This window comes from Caballeronia sp. AZ10_KS36 (assembly GCF_023631105.1).
Lineage (GTDB): Bacteria > Pseudomonadota > Gammaproteobacteria > Burkholderiales > Burkholderiaceae > Caballeronia.
The window spans coordinates 47795-73172 of sequence record NZ_JALQDQ010000033.1 but is presented as its reverse complement, the minus strand read 5'-3'; the positions used below and the strand labels follow the sequence as shown (position 1 = coordinate 73172).

Genomic DNA, 25378 nt, shown 5'->3' with positions numbered 1-25378 from the left:
TCAGAAGAGACGGTAAGCGAAGCCTGCGACCCGGCCTGCGTCGAGGTAGCCCCAATAGCGCGAGTCATTCGAGAGGGGATGAACACCAACCATGAAAAACTCCCCGGGCGGAATGATCTCGTCGCGCTCGAATTCTTTTTCACCACGGTGGTAGAAGCGCGCGAGCGGGAAACCTTGCACCACTGTCTTTCCGTTGATCTGGACCTTGCCGTCGCGAATCGTCACGCGATCGCCGGGCACGCCCGCAACCTGCTTGAGGATGAAGCGTTCCTTGAAGCCGGCCAACGCGCCAGACGGCGTCCAGAACAGCAGATCGCCGTCGTGGACCGCTGCGGGAGCACGGTGTACCAGCAGCGCTAGATGCAGGTCGGGAAGGCAGCGCTCGTTTTGCGGGTCAAAACCGATCGTGATGATCGGCTTGCTCCAGAACCCCCACGCAATGAGCAGCACCCCAAGGAAGAACATGAGGAACTTTCCGCGATCGTAGGCCGGCGCTTCTGCGCTTGCTGCTGCGTCGTGGATCATTGACGGGCACCCGCTGCACTCGCGCTAGCAGTCGCTTCCGCCGGCGCAGGGGACGCAACGTCGGGTTTCTGCACAGGAAGATGCACGGCAGTGCGCAGCTCGTTCGTGATGTCGATCGTGTCAGCCGGCAGGGCGTCGAGGGTTATATCGCCCTGATCATTGCGGCTGGTATTAACCACCACGAAGCCAGCCTTTTCGTACCGCTGGATCACCCCACGGATCGGCACGGCGACCTGCTGCTTCAATTTCTCTTGGGACGCAGACGGATCATTGAGGGCGGCCTCGAGGATGACCGCGCTCTTCTCGGCCACCGCAATGCGCGGAGCCGGTTTGGCCGTCTGGTGTCCCATGAGGTAGACCGCAAGCGACAGCATCATCACGACGGAGTACGGCACCGAGCCCGCTGTCATAAGTCCTTTCATTACTGCAGCTCCTTTATCTCGTTGATGACTTCGTTCGGTGTGAGTCCATCGTGATCGGTGCACATTGCGAGGATCTTGCGGAACCACTCGGTGCGGCGGGCTTTCTTGTCGCCCATCACTTTCCGGACTGCGTCGAGCACGTCCATGCCTTCATCCATGAGTTGCAGCACGACGTCGCGATCGTCACCTTCAGAACTGAAGAGCGTTGCAGTGAACTTGTCCACATAGAGACGGACAACTTCGTACGTTTTGTCGCCCATGATCAGGGACTCGCTCCAGAATCCCTTTCTCGATTCAACGCTTCGCAACAGGCGGTTGAAATACGGATCGTCGGCGAATGCCGTCATGACCTTCTGCGCGATCACCGCGTCGATTTCTTCAGGTTCCTGCTCCATGATTACCTTCCACGCCGATTGCCGGAGGATCACGGCGCCGGCCGGGAAGCCGGCGATCTTCAGCAGCGACTGGACGATGATCCAGACCGCGAGCTTTTCTTTCCGGCCCTTCAGATAGAGCCCTTCCATCGCGGCTGCGGCCGCCGGAACCTGGAACAGGTCCTGCGCCTCGTCGACATAGATGCGCTTCCGGCCGGGAATGGTCCTGACGCGCGACATCAGGACGTTCAGGCAGCAGAACAGCACAACGCGCTTGAGGTGGTCGTCATCGCCGAGGCTCGCCAGTTCAAACACCGTGAACTGGGAGCGGGGATTCAGCGTGCTTGGACCGCGGAAGTACGGGCCGCGAGTTGGCGATTCCACGAACGCCTTCAGGCGCGGAATGAGGTTGGCAGCGGCCGTGATGACTTGGTTCTTGATCGGATTCGACTGAGCCTGCTCGACCATCTTTTCGAGGCAGTCGATGACAGTGGAGGTTTCGGCCTTGTTGCCCTCCTTGCCCCAAGCCGCCTTGACCGCTTCGTTCGCGGCAATCCGGGCGCCGGAGTCGGGCGTCTCGCCGTCGTACGCCATCATGATATGCAGGGACGTAATCGTTTCCTGCTGGGCGTCGAAATCGTCGTCAGACAGGCCAGTGAACGGCGTCAGCGACGGTCGATAGCCATCGGGCCCGCCAAACTCGTTAAACTCGCCTCCGACTGAGCGACAGAATTTTTTGGAGCTTTTGCCGTTGTCGAAGAGCATGACGAAATCGCCCTGAGCCAGGTCGCACTCGATCATGTACTGCAGATTGAACGACTTGCCGGCACCGGATTTCGCGGCGAGCACACCGTTGTAGTTGGAATTGCTGACGTACGGATCAAAGTAGTGCATAGACCCGCGTCGCGTAAGGTACGCAGCGCCCGTCACCGGGTATGAAGCGTTGACGTTACCGAGATAGTCGCCGTAGACGGGAAGCAGGCACCCCACTTCGGAGCTGGCCATCACGGCCTCGCCGTCGACATTGTTGGCGATTGCGGACGAGAAGTTCAGGGGCAGAATCTGCGAGAGTCGAACCAGCCCGGTGCCAAGTACCGCACGGGCGTCGAAGCCGAGCTTGTCCAGAGTGCCCTTCACCGTCGCAGTCGCGCGCACCACCTCCTCGCGCTTGCGGCCGAACAGAAACACGTTGGTCGAGGCGTACACGAACTTCTGGCCGTCTTCAGCGACCTGGCGCTTCAGCTCAAGCAGATCCGCGAGCTTTGCCTGGGTGTCTTCGACACCGAGCTTGATCGGAAAGTTTTGTGCAGTGGTCCGCGACTTGATGGCGCTTTCCATGCGAGTCCACTCCTTGCGCTGGCTGGCGACCCGCACCGTCGTGGACAGGATGTAGGCGGTTTCGATACGCTGGCCGCCGCCCTCTTTCGTCGGCCCCTTGTTAAAGGGCGCTCCGCTGACCAGATTCATGATGCCGTGGAACGGCTCAACCGGGTAGCTCTTGGTGGTCACGACCGAGCAGTAGGTGTCCTCGTTGATGACGCCAATTTTCGAGTCCGAGAAATCGAAACTTTGATCGGGCCCGTAGATCTGGTACTTCAGATCGATCATCTGGTCGAGCTGGACTTCGCCATGCTCGTTGAAGATGTCTGTGAACTGCCGGTAGGTGCCCACGACCTGACCGGGCGTAAGTTTTTGCGCGTCCCGGAAGCCGCAGTCGCGCACGTTGGTCAGGAATTCGGTCTGCAGGTTTTCGGCCTGTTCGATGACCTCGGCGTCAGCCTTGCGGCAAGGCACCGCGAGCGAGATATACACCGTACGCTTGTTGATCATGCCCATGTCGGCAAGCGTGCCGGTGCGAAGGCCTTGCTCATACAGCCTGCGCTGCCTGTTGACCAGGTCGGTAACAACATAGCCGCCATTCACCTTGCCCTTGGCAAACGCGGCTGGAGCATGGTGGTCAGGTTGAACCAGAAGGCTGACCGTGATCACCGAGTCGTCGGGGACCGCCTTGAATACGTTTTGCACGACGGTACTGAATTCGCCGCCGCCGCCGGCAAGGGGACTCATACGGTAGACCGCGCCGATATACGGCTTCTCTCCGCCCGCGGCCTTGCTGATCAGAAGATGCGAATCAGGGGTATAGGTTTCGAGGTTAATGATGTCGCTCGCACGTTTGGTGCGGCTTTGCGTGATCTTGGCAGTCAAGATGAATCTCTCTGTCGGCGTCAGCGGAACGCGGCGCGACCGGATGGACGCGCCGCGATTTCTCCTACGAGGTGTCGCGATAGGGTCAGTGCGCGAGATCGACCGTTTCCAGCTGATGTGCCGTCGACGCATAGCCCGGGCCCGTCGCCGTTGCAACGGTCTGGACAAGAGACGGTCCGATCAGCGCAGTCGCCAGAATGCCCAGCACAACGGTCAGGTTGCGGTATCCACCGCCATGCGCGAGTTGCCAGATCGTTACGATCAGCGAGAGCAGCACGAGCGCCATGACGAGCGTACTGCCGAGCATCGTCTGGACGGTCGAAACAAGCGTGTCCCACGCACTTGCGGCCAGCGCCGTACCACCGTTGAGTGCGCCAACGGAAACAAGCATCGCCCCCATCGTAAGCACCATCACGGCTACGGGCCGGAACGAGCGTGCCGGTGCGTGAGCGTGAGTCAAGACAGCATTTTGTTTCATGGTTTTCCTCTACTTTTACTGTGGCATTGAAGACGGCAAGGAATTGCCTGGGCTACTTTCACCAGCCGATGCTTGCGGTCCTGGCTGGATGAAATCGGTGCGCTGGGACGTGTCGGGCTGCGAGGGCTTCGCGGCCTCGAGCGCCTTGCTGTCCGCAGGCTTGTGTGGGTAGACGCCGCGCGCGGCGCCGGCGGGGTTGCCCCCATCGAATCCTGACCAGTGCGAGCCAACGATCTCCTTGTAGACGGTGGTGTCACTGGTCAGCATGTCGTTGCCGTCCACGAAATGCTTGATCCACGTCCGCTGGATAACGGGGCCCTCACGGACCGGCATGCCGTCAGGCATGCCGTCTACGGCAACCGTGCGAACCGTTCCTGGAGTCGCCGATCCCTGAACGGCCGGACCGCCAGAGCCCATAACGACCGGCTCGCCCGAACCAGAGCGAATCGGGGAGGCCGCCGTATTGCGCTGGCCGACCGGCGCGATGTCGGTCGCCTTGTCGTACTGGCTGAAGTTCAGCTCGGAGTCGAAGCGGCTGGGCGGCAACTCGCCGTTTGTCGAAGCCTCAACAGCCTTGAAGCTGTGGCAGTAGATGCTCGACGGGTCCTGCTTGCGATTGCAGTCGTACGAGTTAGACCCGATCGGATTAAAGGCGGCTGGGCAGCCCGATAGGACCGGCACAGCGCAAACGGAAATGGCGATCACCGCAAGTTTGCTTTTAAGGTTGCTCATTGGACTGCTTCCTTGTTGACCAATCGTTTCTTCAACACGAGGTTTTCTTTGAGAATCCAGGTCACACGGGTGCCTGCCGTGACTTCGACGACCGGAAAGGTCTCCTTGGCAAAGTTCAGATAGAACTGCGACAGCTCAGTTGCCGCGTGATTGATGCCCTGGCCTACTGCCGTGCCCGCCAGATAGCTCGGGCTCGGATAGGTGTAGCTCTGCTCCGAGCCGCTGCCGACGTTCGTGTTGTAGCTGGGCACCGCGCTCGGCGCGAGCGCAGCGCCAAGGCCTGCAGCCATACCCGTCAACGCGGCCTGCATCAGCATCGCACCCTGCTTGTTGACCACTTTCCCCGCCAGGCCCAGCGTGCCGTCAACGTCGAGCGCATAGGCCTTCATGGGCGCTTCGTACACGTCACCGTTCTTGAAGATGCAGCTGATGTGATCGGCGATTCCATAGGCCCGCTCGGCGGATAGCACGGCAGTCGCGGAGCCGCCGACGAAGCAGTTCGCAAGATCACTGGCCTTCCACGAATTGGGCATGATCGCCATGCCCTTGACGCGCGAAACGAACGGCGCGCCAACGTCGAGCGCGGATGTCACGCTTCCGGCAGCTCCTCCACCGTTCGAGCCGCTGGGTCGCGCGTTGATCCCAGAGAGCATGACGGCCTCGATGCCCGTGTACATCGGCAGCACCAGATCGGGGCGCTTGTCGTCATCGCTGCTGGATCGGGCAGGGACCGGGTCGGCGATCATCGTCGGACGTGCCGGCGGCAGGTTCGCCACCTGGGGCGCAGGCGCTGCGGCATCTGCGCTCGCTGTCACGCCGGACGCGTCAATGGGCCGTGCCTTGGCGCGCGAGCCCGGTTGGTCGAAGCTCACCGCTTCCGGCAGGTCCTTGCCGAGCGGATTCGAACCCTGGCTGTCGGTGGCGGGCGTCGTCGGCGCGGGGGCACTCGCCTTGAACGGCGTGTTGACGACCCCAGGCGCGGGATTTCCACCCTGCTGCCGCTGGAGTGCCGCGAGCTGCGACTTCAGGCTCTCGATGTCCGTCACGACGTTCTCGAGTCCCTGATTGCGCGGCGAGGACGGCAGCACGTTGCCCACGACACCCGTAAACGTGGGAGCCGATGCCCCGGTTGCGGGAGCTGCAGCGGGGGTCGGCATCGCCACGGTCTGTGCGGGTAACGCTGCACTCGTCGAGGTCTGCGGCGGGCGACGCGTGAAGTGGTTGTACGTGATAAATGCCGTGCCGAGCACGGTCACCGCGATCAGCAGGTAACGGAACCCAGGCTGCATGTCGTTCCATTCCTGCTTCTTCTGGTCGAGCCATTGCCATTCAAGTGCCATGCTCACTGCTCCTCACGCTTGCGGGCCAGCACAAAGACCCGGGCTCTTTCGCCAGGCTGCAGCAACGGCTTCGGATAGATGGAAACCGCAAGCACGTTGGGGCCGTCGAATTCCTGTTCCCGCAGTTGTGCAATCGTCTGACGCGGATTCCTCACCGTGTAGACCCAAACGTCCCCTTCCTGACCGCTGTAGCGCGTGTCGGCCGTCACGGTTAATCCATCCATCCCAATCGGCGGCAGGTTCACGTCGACCTGCGAAAAGCCGTTCGGCGACTCGCCGAGCGCGACGGACGCCATCAGGTCCTGAACGTGGGTGACGTAATCGCTGCTGTCACCTGTTTTTGGCTTGTGGCTCGCAGTAATGCCGGTATCGTCCGCAACGAGGATCGTCTGCCCCGGGATGGTCTTCGGAACAATCTCGAGCCCAAGGGCTTGACCACCACCACCCGGCGGCTCGATATAGATCTGTCGCGGCTGCGCGTCCTCAGGACGATTGACGTTCCAGTACACGTACAGGTTGTTGCTCTCCGGGCGATGGTCGACCGTCACATCGCTCATCCGCACGATGTACGGGTTCTTGAACGGAAGCACGATGCGGTTCGGTTCGGTCACACTGAGATAGACGGTCTTCGATCCCTGATTGGTCCACGAGACCTTTTGTGAGCGCGTCGGATCGTCCATGCCCAGCTTCTCCCCCGGCACGTGCAGTACACCGGGCAAGTCGATTTCTTTGGCGGGCGTCGCCTTCACAGCGATTGCCGAATCGACCGTCAGCGCGTTGCGCGCGGCTTTGCTTTTTACATGTGCGACCACCTTTTTCCGGGTCGGTGCCGCACCTTGCGCGCCGGCGGACGGAAAAGGCGTCGAACTGGAAACTGCGCCAGTCGGTTGGCCGAAATCAACCGTGGCCGGCGCGCTGTCAGCGCGTGAGGCAAACGGGAGCGAGAGCCCAAGGCTGGCCAACAGCAGCGCGGGCAGGTAGCGTGTGGTGGTCTTCATTTCTTTTGTTGAGCCTTGATCCATTCGGAGTTATGTGCCTTGTCACCGGAATAAGCGATCGCGTCGTCGAGGATCATCTGGTAGTTGGCAAAATGCACCGGAAACTCGAAGACCCACGGCTCAGCTGTATCTCTTGCCGCGTTGACCGTGTGAACGTCGCCAAGCACGAATACCCTACCCAGCTTGTCGTCCGCCTCGAAACGCTTGAGGATGAAGTAGTAGCTGCCCAGCTCGTGCTGGATGCTGAGCGTTGCTACCTTGCTGTCAATGGCCTGGCTAACCTTCGTGTAGGCAGCGGCGGAGAAAAACGGCTGTACAAACTTCTTGATGCTTTCACCGGTGCTCGGATTAACAGAAGCAAGCGCCGAAGCTACGGCATAGGCGGTCGCCTGTTGCGCGCCGACGTCCATGCCGTTTCGCTCGATCTTCGCGCCATCGGGCATGCCGGGAACACGGTTCACAACAATTTCCGACATGAAGACGACCTTGCCGACGCACAGCAGTACTGCCGCGGCGAGACACAGCACTACGATCATGAGGAAGTCATTCTTCTTTCGGAGTTCCGCGACTGACTTGTTTCGGTTCGGAAGGTCCATATCGTTGTTGCCCTATTCAGTGACTTGTTGTTCGGAATCAGCGACGTCCTGCTTGCGCATCATCTGAGATAGAAGACGGTCCGAGGCGGGGTTGATCACCGTGGCATCCCCGACATACACCGTTCGCTGCGACTTGAACCCTTTCGAAAACCCTCGCAGCCCGAAGCGGTAAAGCCAGACCAGAATGAAACCAGGCAGTCGGGTGCTACGCCATTCGATGTACTTCTTGTTCGCGTGATAGCCGACGAACGGAATACCCAGATACGCGCCAGTTCCGTAGATCTTTCCTGCCACTAGCGCAACGAACACGCTGACGATGAGGATGTATGTGTCTTTGAACTCAACGCCTAGAAACGCGCTTTCAGCGCCGCCATATTTTGGAATGCGGAAGGTCTTATTCGACACGTCGATCTCCAGCGAACCAGCAGACGAGGTGTTGCTGCCAGTCCGAAGCAGACGCAAACGCTGATTGCGGGACACACGTTCTGTCGCCAACGAGAACGACCTTGGGCCAGTTGAGCTTCGGCGCCGCGCGTCGACTGACGTGCTTCGTTCTCGCCCGCGCATTCGCCGCCGCCATCGCCTCGCGTTGGAGTTCCCGAGTACGCCAGAGTGCGGCCTCTTCCACAGAGCTGAACAGGTCATAGTTCTGGCGAGGAGCCTGCCCCAGCATGAATCGCTGCGTGCCGCGTCCGTCGTCAGCCGGCTTGGACGAGTACACATATTCGCCGCCATTCGCCGGCGCAACGACCACAGCGCCCGACACGTACCGACCCTGCTGGACGTACGTGACGCCGTCCGATGCTGGTGCCGAAAACGCCGGCACGCACACGACGGCTAACCCCGAAAGAATCATTTTGGACTTTGTCATACATTTATTTTAATCACTAGGAAGACTGATCACAATTAGTATTTATCGCCGTAGGCCGAGTAATAAACGCGGCTCGCCGCGTCCCTCGCGGCAGGCAGTTTCGATGTCTGCGCGACGAACTTCAGTGCCTGGGCGAGACTGATCTCGCCCGCGACTTTTGAGTACTCGCGAGGGTCGTCACTTTCGCCGTGAGCAACGACAAACGTCGGTGCTGCAGTGACGTGATAGCGCCGGGTCAGAACGGGATCGATGATCCAATGGGCAGGCTTCTTTCCACAGCAGGCGCTGCTGATCTGCGCGGCATACTTCTGGGTCGCAGTCAGCGTGCCGTTTTCGTCCGAAAAGCCGGTGAGCACAATCACAGCACCCGCCTGACTGGCCTCGCGGGCCAGCTCGATCACGGAGGCCTGTGGCATCCTCGTGGAGACGAATACCAGCGTGTTCCACGGTGCGGTCATCGAATCGACAAGCGACGGTTGTTCAGCGTGGGTCGAAGCCGCACAGCACAGCATGATGGTTGCGAGCAGTCTTTTCATTTGCTCTCCTTTACTGAGCGACCGTGTAGGTTGCGCAGCAGTCCTTGCGCTGGAAGAGAAAGTACCCGTAGTCCTTGTCCTGCGGACGGGACGCGCCGATCTCCTGAAACGCAAGAGGCCGACCGATCGGCGTGCACATGTTGTCGGGAAACGGAAACGTCCGGTTCGTCTTGTACTGCCGCTTGTCCATGATCAGTTGCGGCACGCCAAGGGCGCCGCATGACTGAAGAGCGTCCTGACCAGCTGTCGACTGCTGCGCCCCGGCTGCGTGCAGCTTTGCAAACAAGCGTGCGATCATCAGATGCGAAACCTGCTCCTGCGTGTTCGCAACAGCGACGTTGCCGTCCAGCGGATACATCGGGCCCCAGGCCCCAGCAACCCAGAAGAGGATTTCCGAGGGAAAGCCGAAGGTGGCCGATATCGCGTCGGGCAGCTCGGCCGCAACACTTGGAACGCCTGCAAACGGATACGCATACGGCGTCAGCATTAGCGACAGCGAGTCATCGTTCCATGTCGGATCTGCCCAGCTGAGGAAAGGTACGTCGAAAGAGCGGTTGTCCAGACACGGGTTGTTCACCACCACGCCGATCGCCGACATGACTGGATTGATGTACTCATTGACCTGTACGAAGGCCGACTTTCGCTTGCCGTTTAGATGCGCCGTCGTGTAGTTCTCCGTTCCGTACTCGTCGGAGTTGTACGGCGTGTTGATGTCGATTCCTCCGAGCAGGGGCATGCAGCCGGGCTTTGTCGTGGTATCGACCATGTAGCGCGGCTCCCAGAATGAGACCGGTGAACCCACCGACAGGTTGTTGGCGCAGACGCAGACCGGAAAAGAACTCGCGCCTGTGTCGTAGTCCTGAGAGGAAACGCCGAGGTTGATGAACCCCCCCATGATGGAAATCGGAAATATGCAGTCGTAGCAGACGTCGTTAATGAGATTGGGAAAACTGCCGTTGCAGATCTGCTGTGCCTGGGCGCCGCCCGACAGGCTGAACGCCAGTACGATCGCAATCCAGAATCGCGAGAGAAGTCTCATTTCATATCTCCCATACCGAACTGGACGGCGAGCTTGTCACCCTGCTGGAATAGCGCAGCCGGAACGCTGGCAATCTGGATGCCATACAGCTTTGCGAGCGTGCTGATGATGATCTTGCGTTGGTCGAAATAGAAAGGCACGCCCTTCTCACCGCGCCACGGGACGTTCTGATACTTGATGCGCATCAGGTACGGCGAGCCGGCCGTGAGCACGATCTTCATCGGTTCCCGCTGGCTACGCCGGATTGCGTACTCCACTTGCTTTGGATCGGTTCCGTCGATGAACAGCAGGCCAGACGTCAACGGCATAACTTTCAACGGTTCGACAACCGTGCCACGTTTGACGATCACGTTTCCGTTCTGGTCTTTATAGTCCGACGGAATCACAAACCGAAGGTCGTGCAACTCCGTGCGCGTCGTGTAGTCGCTTCTGACGCCGAGCGACGGCGGGTTTTTGATCGACGCAATCACCTTGTCCCGGTAGTTTTTCCAGAACGTGTCCATCTCGCCGCTCTGCTGCTTGTGACGCATGACGTCCTTGATCTGCTCCGTGGCGTCGCGATCGAGCGCGTAGGTTTGCGCTTTCACGCCGAGGTCTTCGGCACAAGCAAGCTGCGCAGTGGCCGCGAGTGCGAACACAACGCATTGCAAAAATCTTCTGTTCATTTGTCCACCACCATTGTTGGTCGCGTCGGCCTCGCTTGCGTCTCGATCCGGGCGGCTCGAGGAAACACAGGCTCGCTCTCCGGGTTCATCAACCGCTCGTATTGCTGCTGGACGAGGCGCGCGTATTCGAGCCGTGCCTTTTCGTTGCCGGGTGCGATGCCCGCGCCATATGCGCCGACCGCACGCCAGGTATTGCCATACATGCGGATAAAGTCGGAGAGCAGGAAAGTGCCCACATTGATGTTCGTGCAGCCGTCTAGCAGATCGTCACGATTGATGCCATATCGCTTCAGCCAGTTCAGGTGAAACGGCATGATCTGCATCACCCCCATCGCGCCCGTGGTCGTGTTGACCGCTCCTGGCCGATAGCGCGATTCCACGTGACCGATTGCAAGCAACAGCTTCACGCTGATGTGCCGACGCTGCGCCGCGTGCTCGAAGCATGCCCGCAGGTCAGCGTCAGCTCGCGCGGATTGGCAGATACCCAGCGCGATCACGAGCGTGACGAAGGCCCGGATCATCACGCGTACTTGCTCAAGCCCCTTCGGGCCAGCCAACGCCCGAAGGAAATCAGCCCGAGAACCAGTTCGATCACCACCGCAGCGAAAATCACGTAGAACGATGCAGCGATGATTAGTGGCCCCAACGGACCGAGGTCGCCAGCTGTCAGCATCATGAAAACAGCCGTGGCGATTAGCGTGACGACGCCGGCATGGAGCGCCGTGTAGCGACCGGGCGCGGCAACGGCGCTAAGAAGGCGAAATTTCAGGGTGCTCATTTGGATGCCGTCAGGTTTGCGTGAGACTGCGTCAGTTGCGCCTCGATACGGGCCGTGGGGGTCAGGCCGGGCACCAGCGTTCCGTCTTCGAAAATCAGGGCCGGCGTGCCGTTGATACTCCACTTCTCACCGAACGCAAGATTGCGGGCGATGGGGTTCTCGCACGTCGGCTGATCGGGTTGACGGCGCGAATGCAGGTAATCGCGCCACGAAGAAATCAGGCGCGCCGATCGCTTTTTGTAGTCCGCTTCGGGGTCCGCATCGAGCGGCGGGCCGGAGAAACCGTCACGCGCAAGGTCTTGATATTTGGCCCACGCGGCCGCCCGATCCGACTGACACCAGACGGCTTCCGATACGCCGGGTGCGTTCGGGTGCAACTGCGCGAGGGGGAACGGGAAGATATAGACCGTAACGTCCTTGAGCTGGGTGAGTTCGCCATCGAGCCGACGGCAGTAAGGACAGTCGGGGTCGGAGAAGACATAGAGCTTTCGCGAGCCGCTACCGAAGCGGATCGCATCCTTCAGGTTCAGTTGTGCCACATCAATCTTCGGCCGGTTCGCCTGTTCGAGCGCCTGCGTCAGGTTCTGCTTGGTTCGCAGGTCGATGACGTTCCCGGTGATCAGCACGGAGAAGTCGTCGCGCACGAAGAAGACTTCGCTGCCCTTGACGACCGACCAGAAGCCGGGAATCGAAGGCTGGATCTTGGCACCCTGAGCGGCCGGAAAGCGCTTGACAAGCTCCTCGGGGAAACCGGCGTGAGCGAGTGCCGCGTAGCCCGCGATAACGAGCGCGGCGGTGAGTTTGGAAATGCTTCGCATGAGTCTGTTGCTCCGGTTGGTGCCGTTATCGGCGATCGAACTTTCAGACGGTTCGGTTGATACGACAGAAATCCATCTGCGGTGTGCGGCGTCGGAGCGTGGCATGCAGGTGCGCGGCGCAAGGCTGTGAAAACCACGCCAGCATGTACCGACACAATTCATGACGGTCCCCGATCCCCGTAACGGCGATGGCTTAGGACAGGTAGTTATTGAGGACGACGCAGCCGTAAACGACGATCAGTACGGCGAGGCACAGGCCGTACTCCAGCTCATACATTCCTTTGTGCGCTCGCCAGTAGAGATAGCCGATGGCGAGCAAAAGCAGAAATGCGGCCTTGATCAGCGTCAACTCGTAGGCAAAGCTGATCCACTGGGAAATCCAGTTAAGGAGCTTGTTCGACTCATGCCGACCATGCGGTGCGGTGAGCGTGCTGTGCCAGTCGAGCAGCTGAAGAATCGCAACGACGCCGAGAAGAACTGGCGTTCGGTTGCGAAAGATGGCGTTGGGATGGTCGGTCCTCATTACGTCCCCGTAGTGTGCGCGCCGTTTTGTGTAAAAAACTGAATCAGGCGACTGGGTGATTATAATTTAGTTTTTCTGGCGATGCACGACCTTCCGTTGTGCACTACCAACCATGTCATAGCTTTTCGTCGGGGCCGTTAACCGTTGTAATTTCAACACGTTGCGGCAAGGCATCGAGTGCGGATCGCCGGGAAGATCTGAAGACGTTTTGCCAACCGTGACAAACGAATTAAAATCACGGATGCAGGTTAACAAAATCAAATTATGCGGGGTGTGAGATGGAGCTTGAAAACATCCGGTACGTCAATTTCGACGAACCGGACCGGCGCCGCGTACAGGAGCGGGCGATAGAGTCGGCAAGGTCCGCGCCGGAGAAGTACATCGAGGCCTACAAAAGCGATGTCCGGTCGTTCGAGGGACGGTACGTTGCGGCAGATCTCTTCAAGGAGACGTTCCCGGAGTTCAGCGCGTCGCGGGAGGCGCGAAACCGATACAACCAGCCGGTGCACAACACGGCGGCGGTTCTGTCTTCCGCCCTCTTCACCGAAAACCTCCAGGGGAAGCGCGAAGCGGGCCGTGACACGGTGTATTTCCTGACCGGCTCTCCAGGGGCCGGCAAAACGTCGCTGATGCTCAAGGAAAACAGACTGCCGCAGGATGCCGTGATGGTTTTTGAGGGGCAGATGTCGAGCTTCGACACCAGCCGCGACAAGATCCAGAAGGTGCTTGATGCCGGTTACCGGGCGCATATTATGGTCGTACATCCCAAGGTCGAAGATGCGCTCGACAAGACGCTGCAGCGGTTCTACGAGGAGGGCCGGGGTTCAAGCATCGGAACCATCGCGCGGATCGTCGGTGGCCTGCCCGACTCGCTTTCGCAGCTGAGCGCATACTTCGGAAATAATCTACTTCTCGACATCATTGATGTGCGCGACCGGTCCAACCCGGTCAATCTGCAGGGTTTCGAAAACGTCAACGTCTTGAGATCAGAGGGCAACTATGAACACATCCAGCAACGACTCCAAACCAGAATCGAACAGCAGCGAGACGCCGGACGAATCGACGATGCCGCCTACCGACAGGCAGCCGGACTCCCACCGCGAGATAGCCTCGCAGTGGATTCGCAGCGCCATGAAAGGAGTCAAGGAGATGCACGAGAACGAGGAAGCTCGACAGGACGTAGCGGGCAAGCTGTTCTGACTGCGGATGGCGATGAGCCGACCGGGGCGAAGGCGACCGCGGGAACCCATTTACGTGTCACGAAAGCAAGCGATCTCGATCCCAACATCGTGGTGCGCGGCGAGGTGATCAGGGTCACAGACAAGCACGTGCTCGTGCAAACTGGACGTACGGATGCCGTTGAGTTTGCCCGTTCAGACGTTAGCGGTGCGGTTCGCGTTGGCCAGAGAGTGCAGATGAACTATCAGGAAGTCGATCAGAAGAAGTCGGTCGAGCAGAGTCAGGAAATGACGCCGGGAAAGCAGGAGCAAAGCCGCGGTATAAATGAGCCGTGAACCGAGTAACGTCGGAAGCGCTACCTTGCGTCCTACAAGCACTTAAAAAAACGGGGTTTGGCAATGCAACGCTATGAGATCGACGGACGGCTGTTCGACGAAGACGGTCCCGCACTGCAGGCTGCACTCGGCCGTATCCACCACACGAAGATCCGGCCATTGTGCCTTTGCGTGCGGCCGGGGATTCCAATGTACGTCGCGAAGTCGAACGGTCACTATCTGATCAAGCGAATGCCAGAGTCGGGAGCAGGCCACGCCGCTGATTGTGGGTCGTACGACCCGCCGGCGGAACTCAGTGGGCTCGGCGAGGTACTGGGTCACGCGATCAAGGAAGATATCGAAGACGGAACGACGGCCCTACGGCTTGACTTCGCCCTGAACAAGGTTCCGGGGCGAGCGCCGCCACAGCCCAGCAACAGCGAGCAGGAAAGCATCAAGGGCGAGACTTCGAAGCTCACCATCCGGTCTCTGCTGCATTTTCTGTGGGACGAAGCGCACCTGACGCACTGGAATCCAGCGATGGAGGGCAAGCGCAGCTGGGCCACGATCCACAAGTACCTGGTCCGCGCGGCCCAGGGCAAGTATACAAAAGGACTGCATCTGCCGAGTACGCTTTATGTACCCGAGCCCTTCTACGTCGATCGCAAGGGGGAAATCGCGCAGCGGCGAAGCGCGCTCATCGCCTCTGCCGAGAGCGCTGGCAGGACGGGACAGAAGCTCTTCATTGTTGTCGGCGAGATCAAGGAAGTGACCGCAGCACGCTACGGAAAGAAGGTCATCCTGAAGCAGGTTCCAGATTTTCCGTTCATGTTGAGCAGCGATCTGAACAAGCGGCTCGAAAAGGTCTACAAGGACGAGGTCAGTCTCTGGAACGCATTCCCCGAAATTCACCTCGTCATGATCGCGACGTTTAGCGTGGGCGGTGCCGGCATTGCAGACATCGAAGAAATGGCCCTGATGCTTGCCAACGAGCACTGGCTGCCGTTTTCGAACGTCGACGAAAAAAACCTGCTGGACAGCCTCGTTACGAACGGACGACGGTTCGTTAAAGGTCTCCGCTACAATCTCCCGTCCTCACGGCCACTCGCTTCGGTGATCCTTAGCGACACGTCGGAGAAACACACCGCGGTGTATATGATCCCGGGCAACGCGTCCGACGGCTTTATGGCGGCCCTTGGCGAGCTGCTGGAAAACGACCGGCTCAACCATGTGCAATGGGCAGCCGGCGATGCAATGCCCGATCTATCCCAGGCCGTCCCGCACGCTTTCAATACCGCAGAATGACACTGAAGCTGCTTTCGCATGCGAAACGATCTCTCTTCGTTTCCACGCCAGCCGCAGCCGCGGCGACACTCGCAGCTGGCATGATGATGCTCCCTCTTTACGGCCACACTCAGACGATCCATTTCGGGGTGTTCGACGGTCGCAACTATGCTCCAGCGCAGCTGCCTCTGGCCGCGCGGTCGCCGGTCCAGAACGAGTCACCGAAACTGGATCGCGGGGTCTATCTGGTGCCCCGGTCAGCGGACGGGCAGTACCACCTCGCCGGCTGGATCAACGGTTACCCGGTCGTATTCCTGGTCGACACAGGCGCCACTGTTTCGGCAATTCCGCTGCACGAGGCGCGTAATGCAGGGATTCGCGCTGGCCAGCAGGTTGTCGTTTCTACCGCTAACGGTATGGCAACCAGTTGGACGAGCAAGGCCAACATCCTCAGCTTCGGCGGCTTTACGGTCAGCGACGTCGACGTGCAGGTCGTCGAGCACCTGCAGTTCCCCCTGCTGGGAATGAACGTACTCAACCGTTTCCAGATTGGATACGCCAACGGTTATATGACGTTGAAAATCGCGCAGTGAATAATGCTGCGCGCCCCTCGGCCGACTCATGGTGACCTCGCTCGCGCTAGTCCAGCATCTGCCTGTTAAATCGATGCTGGCATATCTTTGCCCGGCAGCGATCATCGCGCTGCTTCTAGCGCGCTGGGGTCGTGCCAACCTCGCCTTCGCATTGGTGGCGCTCCCGGGTACGATCGCACACGAACTGCTGCATTTCATCGTCGGATTTCTTACGCTGGCGCGACCGGTACGCTTGTCCCTATGGCCCCATCGCGCAGCGGACGGTTCCTACGTGTTCGGTGCTGTCGTATTCGCGAACGTGCGGTGGTGGAACGCGGCTCCTGCCAGCCTCGCTCCGCTGCTCGGTTTTGCAATCGCACCTGTCGTCGCATGGCTAAGAGTGCGTCATGGATTCCACCCGTCCGCGTGGGATGCAATGCTGTGGCTATGTCTCGCGCAGCTGCTAATGGCGGCATGGCCGTCCAGCGTCGACTGGCGCTTGTCATTACGGTCGTGGCCGTTTCTTGTGATTGGGACGGCCGGGGCGTTCCTGATCCGCTTTGTACACGGCTGAAACGATTGCTCAGGCGCTCGCCTTCCGCCCTAGTCAGAGTCACGTACGAAGCGATCGGGCCATCGCAAGAGGATGACATACCGCGCGATGTACATCATGCCAACGACCGTTGTCATCAGCGCGCCGACCGCTAGCGCGACGGCCAGCTTCCACGCGATAGCAGCCGGTGGCGCTGCCAGGTCTGTAGTCGACACGTCGGGCGCCATGACCAGGCTGATTGCACACAGGACCGAGGCAGTCACCAGCGCGTAGAACATGCGACGCCCTGCACGGCGCTGAGCGGCGACTACCCGATTCATCGCGTCCGTGTCGTGAAGGTCGATTATCCAGACAAGAAGCCCCCGGATTGTTTCCATATCATCTCCCTCGCCGGTCACCGGCTAAGAACACTGCGTCACATTGCGGAAGAGATCGACGGCATCAGCCATTGCGCCGGCCGCGTCCAGCTCGACCTCTCCCCGTCCCATGAGAAGAATTTGTAGCAGCTGGTCGGGAAATCGACGCAGGACGCCATCATCGGCGCGGCATAAGTCACGCTCGTCTTCCCGTACCCATCGACGTACCTCAGTAGGCGTCGCGGTGTTGATGGACCGCAATTCAACACTGTCTTCGTCGGCGCCGAACAGGCGCAAGGCATCTTCCAGTGTCGCCGCGTGCGCCCATTGTTCGGTTGTCCAGGTAGGAGGCGAATGCTGGGGCGGAGTGCCCGCCATCAAGGGGTTCCGGCTGAGCCAGTCGGCAAACATCCAGACCGCGATAGTGTAGGCCTGGTTACCAATGGAGGAGGTGTACATTCTGTGTCGCCGGCGCCATCAGCTGCGCGGAGTCGAGGGCCGCTGCAACATCACCAGCGCGATCGGCGCGCCGGAGACGTCGAGGCCGGCCTTCAGCGTCCCGTCCTTGCCATCCCACTGAACAGTTTCGTTGAGTCCGGCGAAGCCGGCCGCTGAGTCGGGCTTGCCCATCTTCTCCGTCAGGCTCGTGACGATCCCGCTAAAAGCCGCAGAGGGAAATTCGATGCCAAAGGAGCTGAGCGTGTACCCGGCCGCCGAATAACTGAACGCGAGCGTCTGCTGAAAGCTCGTTGCGTTGCCAAGTTGAAGCTGGGCGACGCTTCGAGTGCCGTCGGCGCCGAGCGTTGACCAGGTGCAGAACTTGAGCGTAGTGCTCGGGGGCAGGCGGGCACGCTGATCAAACATAATGTCGCCGTCGCCCAGGCAGTACAAGGATGCGCCGGCAGGGGCTGCGGCCTTGACCTCATCGAGCGACATTCCAGCTCGGACGCCGAGCAGGTCGATATGCTCCGGCTTGCCACAACCAGCCAGCATCAGTGCTGAGGCGCAGGACAGAAGAGTTAAGGCGATTTTCGAGCAGGTGGTCATGCGTTGTTCCATTGTTTGTTTAATCTTTCGTTGAGGAGTGGTTGGCGCTTGCGCAACCCTTTTTACGACGCAATCTTTCGCCGCATCGCTGTCTTGAATTCGGCTGGGCTTTGTTTGTCCGCTGTGAGCCCTCGTTCTGCCAGATACAGAGCGAGTTCCAGTTTTCTCACCCGTTCGGCCAAATCGACATTCTCTCTGGCAAGCCGTTCGGCCCGTCTGACTTCGTCCTGCAATCGCTTTTCATACTGCTCAACCGAGCGAGGTAATGACCGCCGGCGTGCGATGGAGAACAAAACGGCGCGCTCTGCAATCACGTCGGCTTCGTGCTGGAACGCGGACCAGTCTCCCAACTTCGCACCCAGCGACGGCCATCCGTTTCCGGTCGGCCGCAGAATTTCGCGCACGGTGTGCCCATCGGCGTACAGCAGGCCCCACCGCTCCGGCAGATCGGCTACGTCCATCACTTCGGGCAGGCAGAGATAAAACCGATACACACCTAGACCGCCCGATATGCGATGTGGCTTGCGTGAGTCGGCCAGAAAATCGGACCGGGACGCCTTGGCTTCTATCACGGCCGAGCAGTTAGACCTGAAGCCGATAACATCGGCTTGTTCCCGCGTGCCGCTCGTCACAAGCTCGCTCGCGACTACGGCAAACCCCTGCCGCTTCAGCCATTTTTCGCCAAGCGTCACCAGCCGTTTATGGATTTCCCCCGCCATCGTGTTAACCGTGCAGCGCGAAACACACGGCGGCCCGGTGATCCTTGTACTGGGCCATCACGTTGCTTTTTGACAGGGCTTTAGCGATAAGACCTGCTGGGGCGCTGAAATGCAGCTCAAGAGCATCTGCAGCGTCGGCAGCGTGAAAACATGCAGGCTCTTTGGAGACAATATTCCCCTCGGCGTCGTGCATGTCGACCCACATTTCACCGTCTTCGAGATCTTGCCCGTTGTTTGGGAGAGCCCGATCGTCGGCTAATGCTGCCTGCAGCATGCGTTCGCCGTCGACCGGCGAAACTGGAGTCTGCATCACGTCGATCAACTCGCCGTGCACTGCGACCTTGGCGACAAGAGTGAACATCGAACCTCCTTCATGACGGACTTATGATTCAACCAACTTGCGCCTTCGAGCGCTTGCTTCAATCGTCGCAGTTGTGAACCGCACAGGTTGGAAAGTGACACGCGGTTACTTTCGCGACATCCCTGAGCGGTCCCACATCAGACTTTTACCGCGTCGCGCGCGTTACTTGCTGACGCCGGCGCTCGCCAGTTGCTGTTCGACATACTGCGCGAACAGGGCGTGGAGATGCGTCGACGGATTGGTCAGATCGGCGAACATGTACGACTGATCGGCACCAGCAACGGTGTAAAGGGCCGGCGCGCAGAACAGCGACGAGCCGAACGCTTGCGGATTGCTCACGCCAGAGTTGGTCGCATTCTGGACCATCAGCGAAATATTGCAGCCTGTGCCGGTATTGGCAACGGAGAAGCCATTCGCCTGATAGGCAGCGATAACACCGTTTTGCCACCCGAACAGGTCAACCGGAACGACCTTGCCGGCCGGCAAGCCGAAGCTCTGAATCGTCTGACTGACCGCCTGGTTATAGACGGTTGCGAGCGCCGTCAGCAGCTGCTGCCCACTCGAACCGACCTTTGCCCCAAGGGGAGTCTGGCCGAGGTCCGGCACATTGACCACGACGACGTGGCCGGCGCCCGCGGTCGCGATCTGTTGCACCGTCGCAGCGAACTTCTGAGCTACCGGCACGAGAGCGGCGGTTGCTTCCTTCTGCACCGCGCTGGTCAGGTCCATGCCTCCAGCGACATCCGATGCGACCAGGCTCTCGATCGAAGGCTCGAGAAGGAGAATGTCATTCGTGCCGCCGTTCACCAGCACGACCTGGCTGGAGCTGAAGGCTCCATGTGCACTCAGGTAGTTCTGCACCTGCTGCGTGACTGGAACGGTTGTCGCCTGCGCGTAGTCGGCGTTCGGCACCGACGACGCCGCATGCCCTTCGCCGGCCGGGTCCTGCACGCGTGCCCCGCCTTGCGCGTAGCCAAGGCCTGTCGACGCTGCGAGCGGCTGACCAAAGCCGCCAAGATAGGCAGCGCTGAGCGAGCCGCCGAAATATTCCGCGACCTTCTGCGTCCAGACTTCGCCCGGATTCGTGGTAAAGCGGCCCCCGCCAAAACTCGCGGTGATGACCGGCGCGTATGTACCTACATCCGACAGCTCGTCGCCGAACGATACGATTTGAACGTTTGCGCTGGCCTGCGCATTCGACGCCGCGGAGGTATTGCCACCGCCACCGCCGCCGCCGCACGCCGCGAGTGCCGCGAACGCCAGCGTCGCGAGCGCGTATTGCGCGGTCCGCTTGATCGTGGTGATGTCGTTTGCAAAGATGGCCGTATTCTTCGTCTTCATTATTTGGTTCCTCGGTCTGTTAATCGATGCGTTGTGGGTCGCTTGCTGTTGGTATCGCGAGCCACCACCTGTTTGGGCCGCTTGGCCGCTGCTGCTTTATTCTTGCGGGCCGGGCGGAGCCACTGCGTCGCCGCCCCGTTCGGTTGCCTGCTCGACACGTGTGAGCCGCGAGTGCTCGCGCATCGCGTCGCGTACGTCGTTAAACTGGTTTTTGCGCGTATCGCCTTCCCAGAGAACGTAGCGGGGGACGCCTTGCACGTAACACTTGGCGATCGTCCAACCGCTCGGATGCGACAGGCAATACTCGCTTTCTTTGGTCCACTCGCCCATTGCCTTCGTCCTCACCAACTGGCATAGAGCGCTACCAGCTCACAGCCAGTAAGTCATCGTCACGACGGCTGGCTGTCGCGCAAGGCGGCGAGCGCCGGCGTTTGCGTGATGGTGGCACCCATCGCCGGGTCAGCTTGCGCAACTGCGACCTTGAAAAACAGCTCGGGGTGAGCTTTGTAGACGAGATGGCCCATCTGGATAACGGCACCGAGGGCGACAAAGATTAGGCCGTTGCGGCAAAAACGCGATGCATCGACGAGGGCCTTAACGGTGGCCACTTCAATCGCATTCGGTGTCGCCCCCTTCTGCGTGTCGATCAACGAAAGCATGTCGACCTCTTGCTCCCTGCTCATTACGGCACCGATCGCCACCCAGCACGTTCCATAAAGCACCACGCAGGCAGAGATCCAGTCGAACTGGTCGTCGGCGAGAACGATGTGGAACGGAAAGGAAAGGCAAAGTGCGAACACCGAAGCGAGCGCGAGTAAGAAGGCGATGTTGTGATGCTGTGCCGGCGCCGCGGGCGCGCTTTTGTGATGGACGAGTCGCGCGTAGATCCGCCTGATGGCGACGAACGCGATGCCAATGAAAAGCCAGAAGAGAGTCGCCTGCAGCACGGACATGCCTGCTACGGCGTTGGTGAGGTCTTGAAGATACTTGGTCATTTTGCGTTCTTGTTGAGTTGCTGGTTCTGCTTGCGGCACCGCCCCCGGGCGGCGCACCTGTCTCGCAAACACAAACGGAATCCATCGCTAGATGGATGACAGACAACTCAATAATGCGGTGTACATGTACACCGCGTCAAGTGCTGCGACCAAGTTTTTTTAGTTCTTTTTCCAGGGCTTCGACCGCCCATTCATGGCACGTTCTTGCGCGCGTCGAGTCAGGCGAGCATGTCCAGGACTTGATGGCGCTCACGCTACATGGACGACGAGTATGTTTGGCGATCAACGCGGCCGCTTCAGCCTGCGAGCCGGCCAGCTCGCACAGCGCGCGCATGCGGTCCCTGTTGGCGGAATCGGGGGGAAGAGAGGTATTCATGGCCGAAACTATATCAGGGGTATATCGAACTCGATGCCCCGATCAATTACGGGCCGGAAGCCGCGGGTTGCGTGTCCGCTGGCGTGTGTCGTACCGCTTGTTTGGTTTCAGTCTGCGCGTCGGCATTCGCCAGCGCATCGAGAATATGTCGACCGTCTGTTATGCCTTGAGAATAGGAAGGCCAAGGCACAAACGGTTGACTGTAATCGCGGCCGAACTCGATCAGCGTCGGACATCGGTAGGTCGCGGTTCTACCATCCAGTCTCACAAGCACTGAGCTGCTGCAATTGACGTCCTTGCCTACAAAGGAAGCCTCTGCTGTGCCTGCTTTTTCAGAATCACGAAAGAACCACCAGTGATCAACCGCCGTGCCGCAGATGTAGAGCCCTGCCAGTACGGCTAGCATCGCTGTACCGAAGCGCAGCGTGAGCGGGTCGCGACGATCCTGGCGTTCCTGCTTACGCAGCCGCGCAACGAAGAGCGCGATGGTTGCCGCCCCGAACCCAAAAAATGCAACGGGGCTCCAGTTGTATGCGTCGCCCGCGATGCCTTTGGTCGGATCGGGGACCATCTCGAATCCCAACAACAAACCGAGTACGCCCACGAGGCAGCACACGAAATGCAGCTGCGCCACAACCCCGTCACGTCCTTTCAAGACAAGACCGCGAATAGCAATGACCAGATTGGCGTATGCGGCAAATAAAAAGGCGGGGAAAAATACCATCTTTTAGCTGCGGAAGTTTTCGAAAATAGCTGTCAATCCGGTGCGGCCGCTGCCCCGATTCGCCTCGTTCAAGCAGATTGAGAATGTCCAGCTTGCCCCGATGCTCTTGTTTTCTTACTCGTGGTCCCGGAGGTCCGTTAGGGACTCTTCCAGCGTGTCAGCGGCGTCCAAATGGAACTGCACAACGGCATCAGTTAGGGGCTCGCCGTTGGGCATCTTGCGTGATTCGGCAGAATCTCGCAAAAGGTTGATTGCGGCCCGCAAGGCCAGCGCCGGGGTAAGGTTGGACATGGCTCGCTTTGCTCGTGATAGACGGCGGCATTTCCCGAGTTAGATATGCAACCAAGCACGGATGGTCACGCCGGCAGCGGCGATTGCAATACCCAGGCACCACCCTGCCAGAATCCGTTTCGGAAGCCACGTGTCCCACTCATTACGAACGAACCAAACTGCCGCTACCAAAGGCGGAGCGATCACGCCGACGAGGCCACCGATCCAGCGGAAAGACCACGCCTCAAAGTAATACAGGTCAAGCGTGCTGAACTCTGCGATCAACATCGCGGCCGCACAGAATCCGTAGAGCACAGCAGCCATCGCGTACGCTTCCACGGGATAGCCCTTTTCGGTCATCATTCGTCGCAACAAGATCTACTCCTTTCTTTGGTTTAACGGACACATTTCATCGCGCCTGGAGTATGGCAAGCGTCACCGCTGGATACGGCCATGTTTCACGAGGCGGGACTCGATTGCGCCTTTAGTCCTGCCGTGTTTGACAGCCAATTCCTTAGGCACGATACCAGCATCAAATTCGGCAAGCAGCTCTGCATCTTCTTGCGGCGACCACGACCGGCCGGCGTTTTCTGGTCTGGGTTTTTGCGTCGGTGCTGCCTTGGCGTCTAGCCCGTGTGCCTTGAGTGCGTTCGATGCGAGATTTAGCGCGCGGATCACTTCCGGCTGATTGAACGGACTCTCTGCAGACAGCACTTCGCCGGTCGTCGGGTCTATGCCGTCCGCGAGCTGCTGGACGATTTGAAGGGCTTGTTGTGGCGACATGGTTGTTTCCGGAACGACGTGGCTCACCCGCATCAGACCTTCATGACGAGGTCAGGTGCGTACTGTTCAAGATGACCATCAACCGTCATGAAATGCATTGGCTCATGTTTCGCTTGAGCGATCAGCAGCCGATCAAACGGATCGCGATGGAAGTCTGGAAGATGGCGTACGGCGGCACCGTGCGCCGCGATGACGGGCAATTCGTTGAACCCGCTCGTCTCGATGGCGCTTACGAGGGCGTCAATATCGACGTCCAGCTTTCCCAGCCCCGCCTTGATAGAGGCTTCCCAGATGCTCGCGCTACTGACGAACACCTCTGCCGCCTCCGAGATTGTCGCGCGGGCCGCGGCGCTCAGTTTTGCGTCGTCGGCGACCACCCACAGGAAGATATGCGTGTCGAGCAGCAGGCGCATCACCGTCCCTCAAAAGCGGCGAGAATGTCGTCGGGCAGCGGCGAATCAAAGTCGTCGGCGATGCGGATGCTATCGCGCATTACGCCGAAGCGCCGGAGAGGTTTTTCGGATTCGACGGGTACGAGCCGGACCGCCGGCTTACCCCGCTTGGAGATCACGACCTCTTCTCCGGCTATTGCCGCGTCGACAAGCCGCGACAGATTCGTCTTGGCTTCGTGAATGTTGGCATTTTGCATGACATCGCTCCCTTGGACGACACCATTCTAGCCAACTTAGCTAAGTTGGTCTACTGGCGGCGTCAGATCGCGCCCTACTGTCATCGCCGTCACTCTGTCGGGCGGCTAGCTAGCGCGGCACGGGCCTTCGACACCAGCTCGACCAGCTTCGGCCGGTAATGCTCGTTGCCCGGCATGCCGTCAGGGTCCAGCGCCTGCGCGCCGTACTCGCGCTGGAATGAGTCCAGCGCCTGCACAACTTCGCGCAGTGCATCGCGCTCCGACGCAAGGTTCAAAACCTCTCGTGTCGGGGTCATTTCCCGTTGACCCGACACCCAACAATGGAGTCGACCGTAGCGACGCTCACTTTCAGCGCGGGAAACGGTCTCGCGTCGCGGCACGTCCGGGCCACCGCTTGATGCAGCATCAAGACTGACCTCGACGCGTCCGGAGAACTGCCACGGCGTGCAAAGCTTGATGCGCCATGTGCCGAAGGCTCGCCGGGCGAAGACGTAGATCTGCAGAAGGCTTGCGAAACCAAAGCCGACGACGACGGCTATCAACCCCAGCCACAACCATAAGGGCAACCAGTGATACGCCGCGCCGACAAGAGCGAGGCATGCTAGCCTCGCCGTCATCGTGTAGTTGGTCGTGGCATAGAGCGCGAAACTTTCGAGGTCCCCATTGGTAGCGCTCGAGAGACGATCCTCCAATGCGCGAAAGCCGCACAGGTTGCCGTCGACGTGGCTCATGAATGTCACGCCGGCTCGTCGGTTGATGCCGTAGAAGGCGACGCACGGCCCGAGGTTACCTGTGCGCAGGCGGTTCAACGTGTCCTGCGTGGTCGCAATGGCAAAGGCTCCCTGCCTCACATTAAGCGTTCTCGCCTCGAGGCTGTCTGTCGATTCCACGGTCTCAAGAACCGCCGAGCTCTCGCCTGTCTCGCTGTGTTGCTCACTCATATGGATGGACTTTT

General features: G+C 59.7%; 35 protein-coding genes. 4 read left to right on the top strand and 31 right to left on the bottom strand.

Going from position 1 to position 25378, the window contains the following annotated elements; genetic code table 11:
• The 17 genes from lepB to NCR35_RS20035 all read right to left on the bottom strand — a co-directional run bounded on the left by lepB (position 1) and on the right by NCR35_RS20035 (position 12900).
• On the bottom strand, positions 1-525 hold the full coding sequence (lepB, locus tag NCR35_RS20115; protein ID WP_051996779.1) for a signal peptidase I: 525 nt from the start codon (positions 523-525) through the stop codon (positions 1-3).
• Complete coding sequence (locus tag NCR35_RS20110) at positions 522-947, bottom strand: hypothetical protein (RefSeq protein WP_033536758.1); 426 nt, start codon at positions 945-947, stop codon at positions 522-524. Before NCR35_RS20110 ends, lepB begins: the two co-directional genes overlap by 4 nt.
• Positions 947-3526: a TraC family protein gene (locus NCR35_RS20105; RefSeq protein WP_033536759.1), complete on the bottom strand. Its 2580-nt coding sequence runs from the start codon at positions 3524-3526 to the stop codon at positions 947-949. Before NCR35_RS20105 ends, NCR35_RS20110 begins: the two co-directional genes overlap by 1 nt.
• Positions 3527-3611: 85 nt before the next feature.
• Entirely contained in the window at positions 3612-3917 is a 306-nt protein-coding gene (locus NCR35_RS20100) for a hypothetical protein (protein WP_233392242.1), read from the bottom strand.
• Positions 3918-4019: 102 nt separating this feature from the next.
• Entirely contained in the window at positions 4020-4736 is a 717-nt protein-coding gene (locus tag NCR35_RS20095; protein ID WP_144403768.1) for a TraV family lipoprotein, read from the bottom strand.
• Complete coding sequence (locus NCR35_RS20090) at positions 4733-6076, bottom strand: TraB/VirB10 family protein (RefSeq protein ID WP_033536761.1); 1344 nt, start codon at positions 6074-6076, stop codon at positions 4733-4735. Before NCR35_RS20090 ends, NCR35_RS20095 begins: the two co-directional genes overlap by 4 nt.
• A 2-nt stretch (positions 6077-6078) precedes the next feature.
• Positions 6079-7074 carry a TraK domain-containing protein gene (locus tag NCR35_RS20085; protein ID WP_233392240.1) on the bottom strand — a complete coding sequence of 332 codons (996 nt, stop codon included), beginning with the start codon at positions 7072-7074 and terminating at the stop codon, positions 6079-6081.
• On the bottom strand, positions 7071-7670 hold the full coding sequence (locus NCR35_RS20080; protein ID WP_033536763.1) for a TraE/TraK family type IV conjugative transfer system protein: 600 nt from the start codon (positions 7668-7670) through the stop codon (positions 7071-7073). Before NCR35_RS20080 ends, NCR35_RS20085 begins: the two co-directional genes overlap by 4 nt.
• 12 nt (positions 7671-7682) lie before the next feature.
• Positions 7683-8075, bottom strand: coding sequence for a hypothetical protein (locus NCR35_RS20075; RefSeq protein WP_033536764.1), 393 nt, complete (start codon positions 8073-8075; stop codon positions 7683-7685).
• Positions 8065-8541, bottom strand: a complete 477-nt coding sequence (locus NCR35_RS20070) for a hypothetical protein (RefSeq protein WP_033536765.1) — start codon at positions 8539-8541, stop codon at positions 8065-8067. The genes NCR35_RS20075 and NCR35_RS20070 overlap by 11 nt, the downstream gene beginning before the upstream one ends.
• A 35-nt stretch (positions 8542-8576) precedes the next feature.
• Positions 8577-9077 carry a TrbC family F-type conjugative pilus assembly protein gene (locus tag NCR35_RS20065; protein ID WP_033536766.1) on the bottom strand — a complete coding sequence of 167 codons (501 nt, stop codon included), beginning with the start codon at positions 9075-9077 and terminating at the stop codon, positions 8577-8579.
• Between the two features lie 10 nt (positions 9078-9087).
• A complete protein-coding gene (locus NCR35_RS20060; RefSeq protein ID WP_033536767.1) occupies positions 9088-10116 on the bottom strand; it encodes a TraU family protein in 1029 nt (342 codons plus the stop codon).
• Positions 10113-10754, bottom strand: coding sequence for a conjugal transfer protein (locus tag NCR35_RS20055; protein WP_233392236.1), 642 nt, complete (start codon positions 10752-10754; stop codon positions 10113-10115). Before NCR35_RS20055 ends, NCR35_RS20060 begins: the two co-directional genes overlap by 4 nt.
• A 23-nt stretch (positions 10755-10777) precedes the next feature.
• Positions 10778-11302, bottom strand: coding sequence for a transglycosylase SLT domain-containing protein (locus tag NCR35_RS20050; RefSeq protein ID WP_033536769.1), 525 nt, complete (start codon positions 11300-11302; stop codon positions 10778-10780).
• Positions 11302-11559 (bottom strand): hypothetical protein, encoded by a 258-nt coding sequence (locus tag NCR35_RS20045; RefSeq protein WP_033536770.1) that lies wholly within the window; start codon positions 11557-11559, stop codon positions 11302-11304. The genes NCR35_RS20050 and NCR35_RS20045 overlap by 1 nt, the downstream gene beginning before the upstream one ends.
• Positions 11556-12482, bottom strand: a complete 927-nt coding sequence (locus NCR35_RS20040; RefSeq protein WP_233392231.1) for a DsbC family protein — start codon at positions 12480-12482, stop codon at positions 11556-11558. The genes NCR35_RS20045 and NCR35_RS20040 overlap by 4 nt, the downstream gene beginning before the upstream one ends.
• Before the next feature lie 88 nt (positions 12483-12570).
• On the bottom strand, positions 12571-12900 hold the full coding sequence (locus NCR35_RS20035) for a DUF5658 family protein (RefSeq protein ID WP_033536832.1): 330 nt from the start codon (positions 12898-12900) through the stop codon (positions 12571-12573).
• A 278-nt stretch (positions 12901-13178) separates the two neighbouring features.
• Between NCR35_RS20035 and NCR35_RS20030 the strand changes: the two genes are divergently transcribed.
• The 4 genes from NCR35_RS20030 (at position 13179) to NCR35_RS20015 (ending at position 16823) form a co-directional block, all read left to right on the top strand.
• A complete protein-coding gene (locus tag NCR35_RS20030; RefSeq protein ID WP_081851911.1) occupies positions 13179-14414 on the top strand; it encodes a KfrB domain-containing protein in 1236 nt (411 codons plus the stop codon).
• Between the two features lie 63 nt (positions 14415-14477).
• On the top strand, positions 14478-15698 hold the full coding sequence (locus tag NCR35_RS20025; protein WP_051996776.1) for a DUF1173 domain-containing protein: 1221 nt from the start codon (positions 14478-14480) through the stop codon (positions 15696-15698).
• Complete coding sequence (locus NCR35_RS20020; RefSeq protein WP_051996774.1) at positions 15695-16270, top strand: retropepsin-like aspartic protease family protein; 576 nt, start codon at positions 15695-15697, stop codon at positions 16268-16270. The genes NCR35_RS20025 and NCR35_RS20020 overlap by 4 nt, the downstream gene beginning before the upstream one ends.
• Positions 16271-16298: 28 nt before the next feature.
• Complete coding sequence (locus NCR35_RS20015; protein WP_235366297.1) at positions 16299-16823, top strand: hypothetical protein; 525 nt, start codon at positions 16299-16301, stop codon at positions 16821-16823.
• Positions 16824-16852: 29 nt separating this feature from the next.
• Here the strand turns inward: NCR35_RS20015 and NCR35_RS20010 are convergent, their stop codons facing one another.
• The 14 genes from NCR35_RS20010 to NCR35_RS19945 all read right to left on the bottom strand — a co-directional run bounded on the left by NCR35_RS20010 (position 16853) and on the right by NCR35_RS19945 (position 25364).
• On the bottom strand, positions 16853-17179 hold the full coding sequence (locus NCR35_RS20010) for a hypothetical protein (protein ID WP_034473960.1): 327 nt from the start codon (positions 17177-17179) through the stop codon (positions 16853-16855).
• 24 nt (positions 17180-17203) lie between these two features.
• On the bottom strand, positions 17204-17617 hold the full coding sequence (locus NCR35_RS20005) for a hypothetical protein (protein ID WP_033536773.1): 414 nt from the start codon (positions 17615-17617) through the stop codon (positions 17204-17206).
• Positions 17618-17635: 18 nt separating this feature from the next.
• On the bottom strand, positions 17636-18205 hold the full coding sequence (locus NCR35_RS20000) for a hypothetical protein (RefSeq protein ID WP_144403769.1): 570 nt from the start codon (positions 18203-18205) through the stop codon (positions 17636-17638).
• 62 nt (positions 18206-18267) lie between these two features.
• Entirely contained in the window at positions 18268-18924 is a 657-nt protein-coding gene (locus NCR35_RS19995) for a hypothetical protein (protein WP_033536775.1), read from the bottom strand.
• A 4-nt stretch (positions 18925-18928) separates the two neighbouring features.
• Positions 18929-19285 carry a hypothetical protein gene (locus NCR35_RS19990; protein WP_033536776.1) on the bottom strand — a complete coding sequence of 119 codons (357 nt, stop codon included), beginning with the start codon at positions 19283-19285 and terminating at the stop codon, positions 18929-18931.
• Between the two features lie 162 nt (positions 19286-19447).
• Entirely contained in the window at positions 19448-20626 is a 1179-nt protein-coding gene (locus NCR35_RS19985) for an SGNH/GDSL hydrolase family protein (RefSeq protein WP_051996772.1), read from the bottom strand.
• A 96-nt stretch (positions 20627-20722) separates the two neighbouring features.
• Positions 20723-20956 (bottom strand): hypothetical protein, encoded by a 234-nt coding sequence (locus NCR35_RS19980; RefSeq protein WP_033536777.1) that lies wholly within the window; start codon positions 20954-20956, stop codon positions 20723-20725.
• A 59-nt stretch (positions 20957-21015) separates the two neighbouring features.
• A complete protein-coding gene (locus NCR35_RS19975; protein WP_033536778.1) occupies positions 21016-21621 on the bottom strand; it encodes a hypothetical protein in 606 nt (201 codons plus the stop codon).
• Positions 21622-22043: 422 nt separating this feature from the next.
• Positions 22044-22721 carry a hypothetical protein gene (locus NCR35_RS19970; protein ID WP_033536779.1) on the bottom strand — a complete coding sequence of 226 codons (678 nt, stop codon included), beginning with the start codon at positions 22719-22721 and terminating at the stop codon, positions 22044-22046.
• A gap of 330 nt (positions 22722-23051) precedes the next feature.
• On the bottom strand, positions 23052-23366 hold the full coding sequence (locus NCR35_RS19965; RefSeq protein ID WP_144403770.1) for a hypothetical protein: 315 nt from the start codon (positions 23364-23366) through the stop codon (positions 23052-23054).
• Between the two features lie 60 nt (positions 23367-23426).
• A complete protein-coding gene (locus NCR35_RS19960) occupies positions 23427-23774 on the bottom strand; it encodes a hypothetical protein (RefSeq protein ID WP_033536838.1) in 348 nt (115 codons plus the stop codon).
• Positions 23775-23806: 32 nt separating this feature from the next.
• Positions 23807-24187: a type II toxin-antitoxin system VapC family toxin gene (locus NCR35_RS19955; RefSeq protein WP_033536781.1), complete on the bottom strand. Its 381-nt coding sequence runs from the start codon at positions 24185-24187 to the stop codon at positions 23807-23809.
• Positions 24187-24423, bottom strand: a complete 237-nt coding sequence (locus tag NCR35_RS19950; protein WP_033536782.1) for a type II toxin-antitoxin system Phd/YefM family antitoxin — start codon at positions 24421-24423, stop codon at positions 24187-24189. The genes NCR35_RS19955 and NCR35_RS19950 overlap by 1 nt, the downstream gene beginning before the upstream one ends.
• 89 nt (positions 24424-24512) lie before the next feature.
• Complete coding sequence (locus NCR35_RS19945) at positions 24513-25364, bottom strand: hypothetical protein (RefSeq protein WP_033536783.1); 852 nt, start codon at positions 25362-25364, stop codon at positions 24513-24515.
• Positions 25365-25378 lie beyond the last annotated feature (14 nt).

Coding starts and splice junctions, on each gene's coding strand:
- lepB (WP_051996779.1), bottom strand. CDS start 525: ATGATCCACGACGCAGCAGCAAGCGCAGAAGCGCCGGCCTACGATCGC.
- NCR35_RS20110 (WP_033536758.1), bottom strand. CDS start 947: ATGAAAGGACTTATGACAGCGGGCTCGGTGCCGTACTCCGTCGTGATG.
- NCR35_RS20100 (WP_233392242.1), bottom strand. CDS start 3,917: ATGCTTGTTTCCGTTGGCGCACTCAACGGTGGTACGGCGCTGGCCGCA.
- NCR35_RS20095 (WP_144403768.1), bottom strand. CDS start 4,736: ATGAGCAACCTTAAAAGCAAACTTGCGGTGATCGCCATTTCCGTTTGC.
- NCR35_RS20090 (WP_033536761.1), bottom strand. CDS start 6,076: ATGGCACTTGAATGGCAATGGCTCGACCAGAAGAAGCAGGAATGGAAC.
- NCR35_RS20085 (WP_233392240.1), bottom strand. CDS start 7,074: ATGAAGACCACCACACGCTACCTGCCCGCGCTGCTGTTGGCCAGCCTT.
- NCR35_RS20080 (WP_033536763.1), bottom strand. CDS start 7,670: ATGGACCTTCCGAACCGAAACAAGTCAGTCGCGGAACTCCGAAAGAAG.
- NCR35_RS20070 (WP_033536765.1), bottom strand. CDS start 8,541: ATGACAAAGTCCAAAATGATTCTTTCGGGGTTAGCCGTCGTGTGCGTG.
- NCR35_RS20065 (WP_033536766.1), bottom strand. CDS start 9,077: ATGAAAAGACTGCTCGCAACCATCATGCTGTGCTGTGCGGCTTCGACC.
- NCR35_RS20060 (WP_033536767.1), bottom strand. CDS start 10,116: ATGAGACTTCTCTCGCGATTCTGGATTGCGATCGTACTGGCGTTCAGC.
- NCR35_RS20050 (WP_033536769.1), bottom strand. CDS start 11,302: ATGATCCGGGCCTTCGTCACGCTCGTGATCGCGCTGGGTATCTGCCAA.
- NCR35_RS20045 (WP_033536770.1), bottom strand. CDS start 11,559: ATGAGCACCCTGAAATTTCGCCTTCTTAGCGCCGTTGCCGCGCCCGGT.
- NCR35_RS20040 (WP_233392231.1), bottom strand. CDS start 12,482: ATGCCACGCTCCGACGCCGCACACCGCAGATGGATTTCTGTCGTATCA.
- NCR35_RS20035 (WP_033536832.1), bottom strand. CDS start 12,900: ATGAGGACCGACCATCCCAACGCCATCTTTCGCAACCGAACGCCAGTT.
- NCR35_RS20030 (WP_081851911.1), top strand. CDS start 13,179: ATGGAGCTTGAAAACATCCGGTACGTCAATTTCGACGAACCGGACCGG.
- NCR35_RS20025 (WP_051996776.1), top strand. CDS start 14,478: ATGCAACGCTATGAGATCGACGGACGGCTGTTCGACGAAGACGGTCCC.
- NCR35_RS20020 (WP_051996774.1), top strand. CDS start 15,695: ATGACACTGAAGCTGCTTTCGCATGCGAAACGATCTCTCTTCGTTTCC.
- NCR35_RS20015 (WP_235366297.1), top strand. CDS start 16,299: ATGGTGACCTCGCTCGCGCTAGTCCAGCATCTGCCTGTTAAATCGATG.
- NCR35_RS20010 (WP_034473960.1), bottom strand. CDS start 17,179: ATGGAAACAATCCGGGGGCTTCTTGTCTGGATAATCGACCTTCACGAC.
- NCR35_RS20005 (WP_033536773.1), bottom strand. CDS start 17,617: ATGTACACCTCCTCCATTGGTAACCAGGCCTACACTATCGCGGTCTGG.
- NCR35_RS20000 (WP_144403769.1), bottom strand. CDS start 18,205: ATGACCACCTGCTCGAAAATCGCCTTAACTCTTCTGTCCTGCGCCTCA.
- NCR35_RS19995 (WP_033536775.1), bottom strand. CDS start 18,924: ATGGCGGGGGAAATCCATAAACGGCTGGTGACGCTTGGCGAAAAATGG.
- NCR35_RS19990 (WP_033536776.1), bottom strand. CDS start 19,285: ATGTTCACTCTTGTCGCCAAGGTCGCAGTGCACGGCGAGTTGATCGAC.
- NCR35_RS19985 (WP_051996772.1), bottom strand. CDS start 20,626: ATGAAGACGAAGAATACGGCCATCTTTGCAAACGACATCACCACGATC.
- NCR35_RS19980 (WP_033536777.1), bottom strand. CDS start 20,956: ATGGGCGAGTGGACCAAAGAAAGCGAGTATTGCCTGTCGCATCCGAGC.
- NCR35_RS19975 (WP_033536778.1), bottom strand. CDS start 21,621: ATGACCAAGTATCTTCAAGACCTCACCAACGCCGTAGCAGGCATGTCC.
- NCR35_RS19970 (WP_033536779.1), bottom strand. CDS start 22,721: ATGGTATTTTTCCCCGCCTTTTTATTTGCCGCATACGCCAATCTGGTC.
- NCR35_RS19960 (WP_033536838.1), bottom strand. CDS start 23,774: ATGTCGCCACAACAAGCCCTTCAAATCGTCCAGCAGCTCGCGGACGGC.
- NCR35_RS19955 (WP_033536781.1), bottom strand. CDS start 24,187: ATGCGCCTGCTGCTCGACACGCATATCTTCCTGTGGGTGGTCGCCGAC.
- NCR35_RS19950 (WP_033536782.1), bottom strand. CDS start 24,423: ATGCAAAATGCCAACATTCACGAAGCCAAGACGAATCTGTCGCGGCTT.
- NCR35_RS19945 (WP_033536783.1), bottom strand. CDS start 25,364: ATGAGTGAGCAACACAGCGAGACAGGCGAGAGCTCGGCGGTTCTTGAG.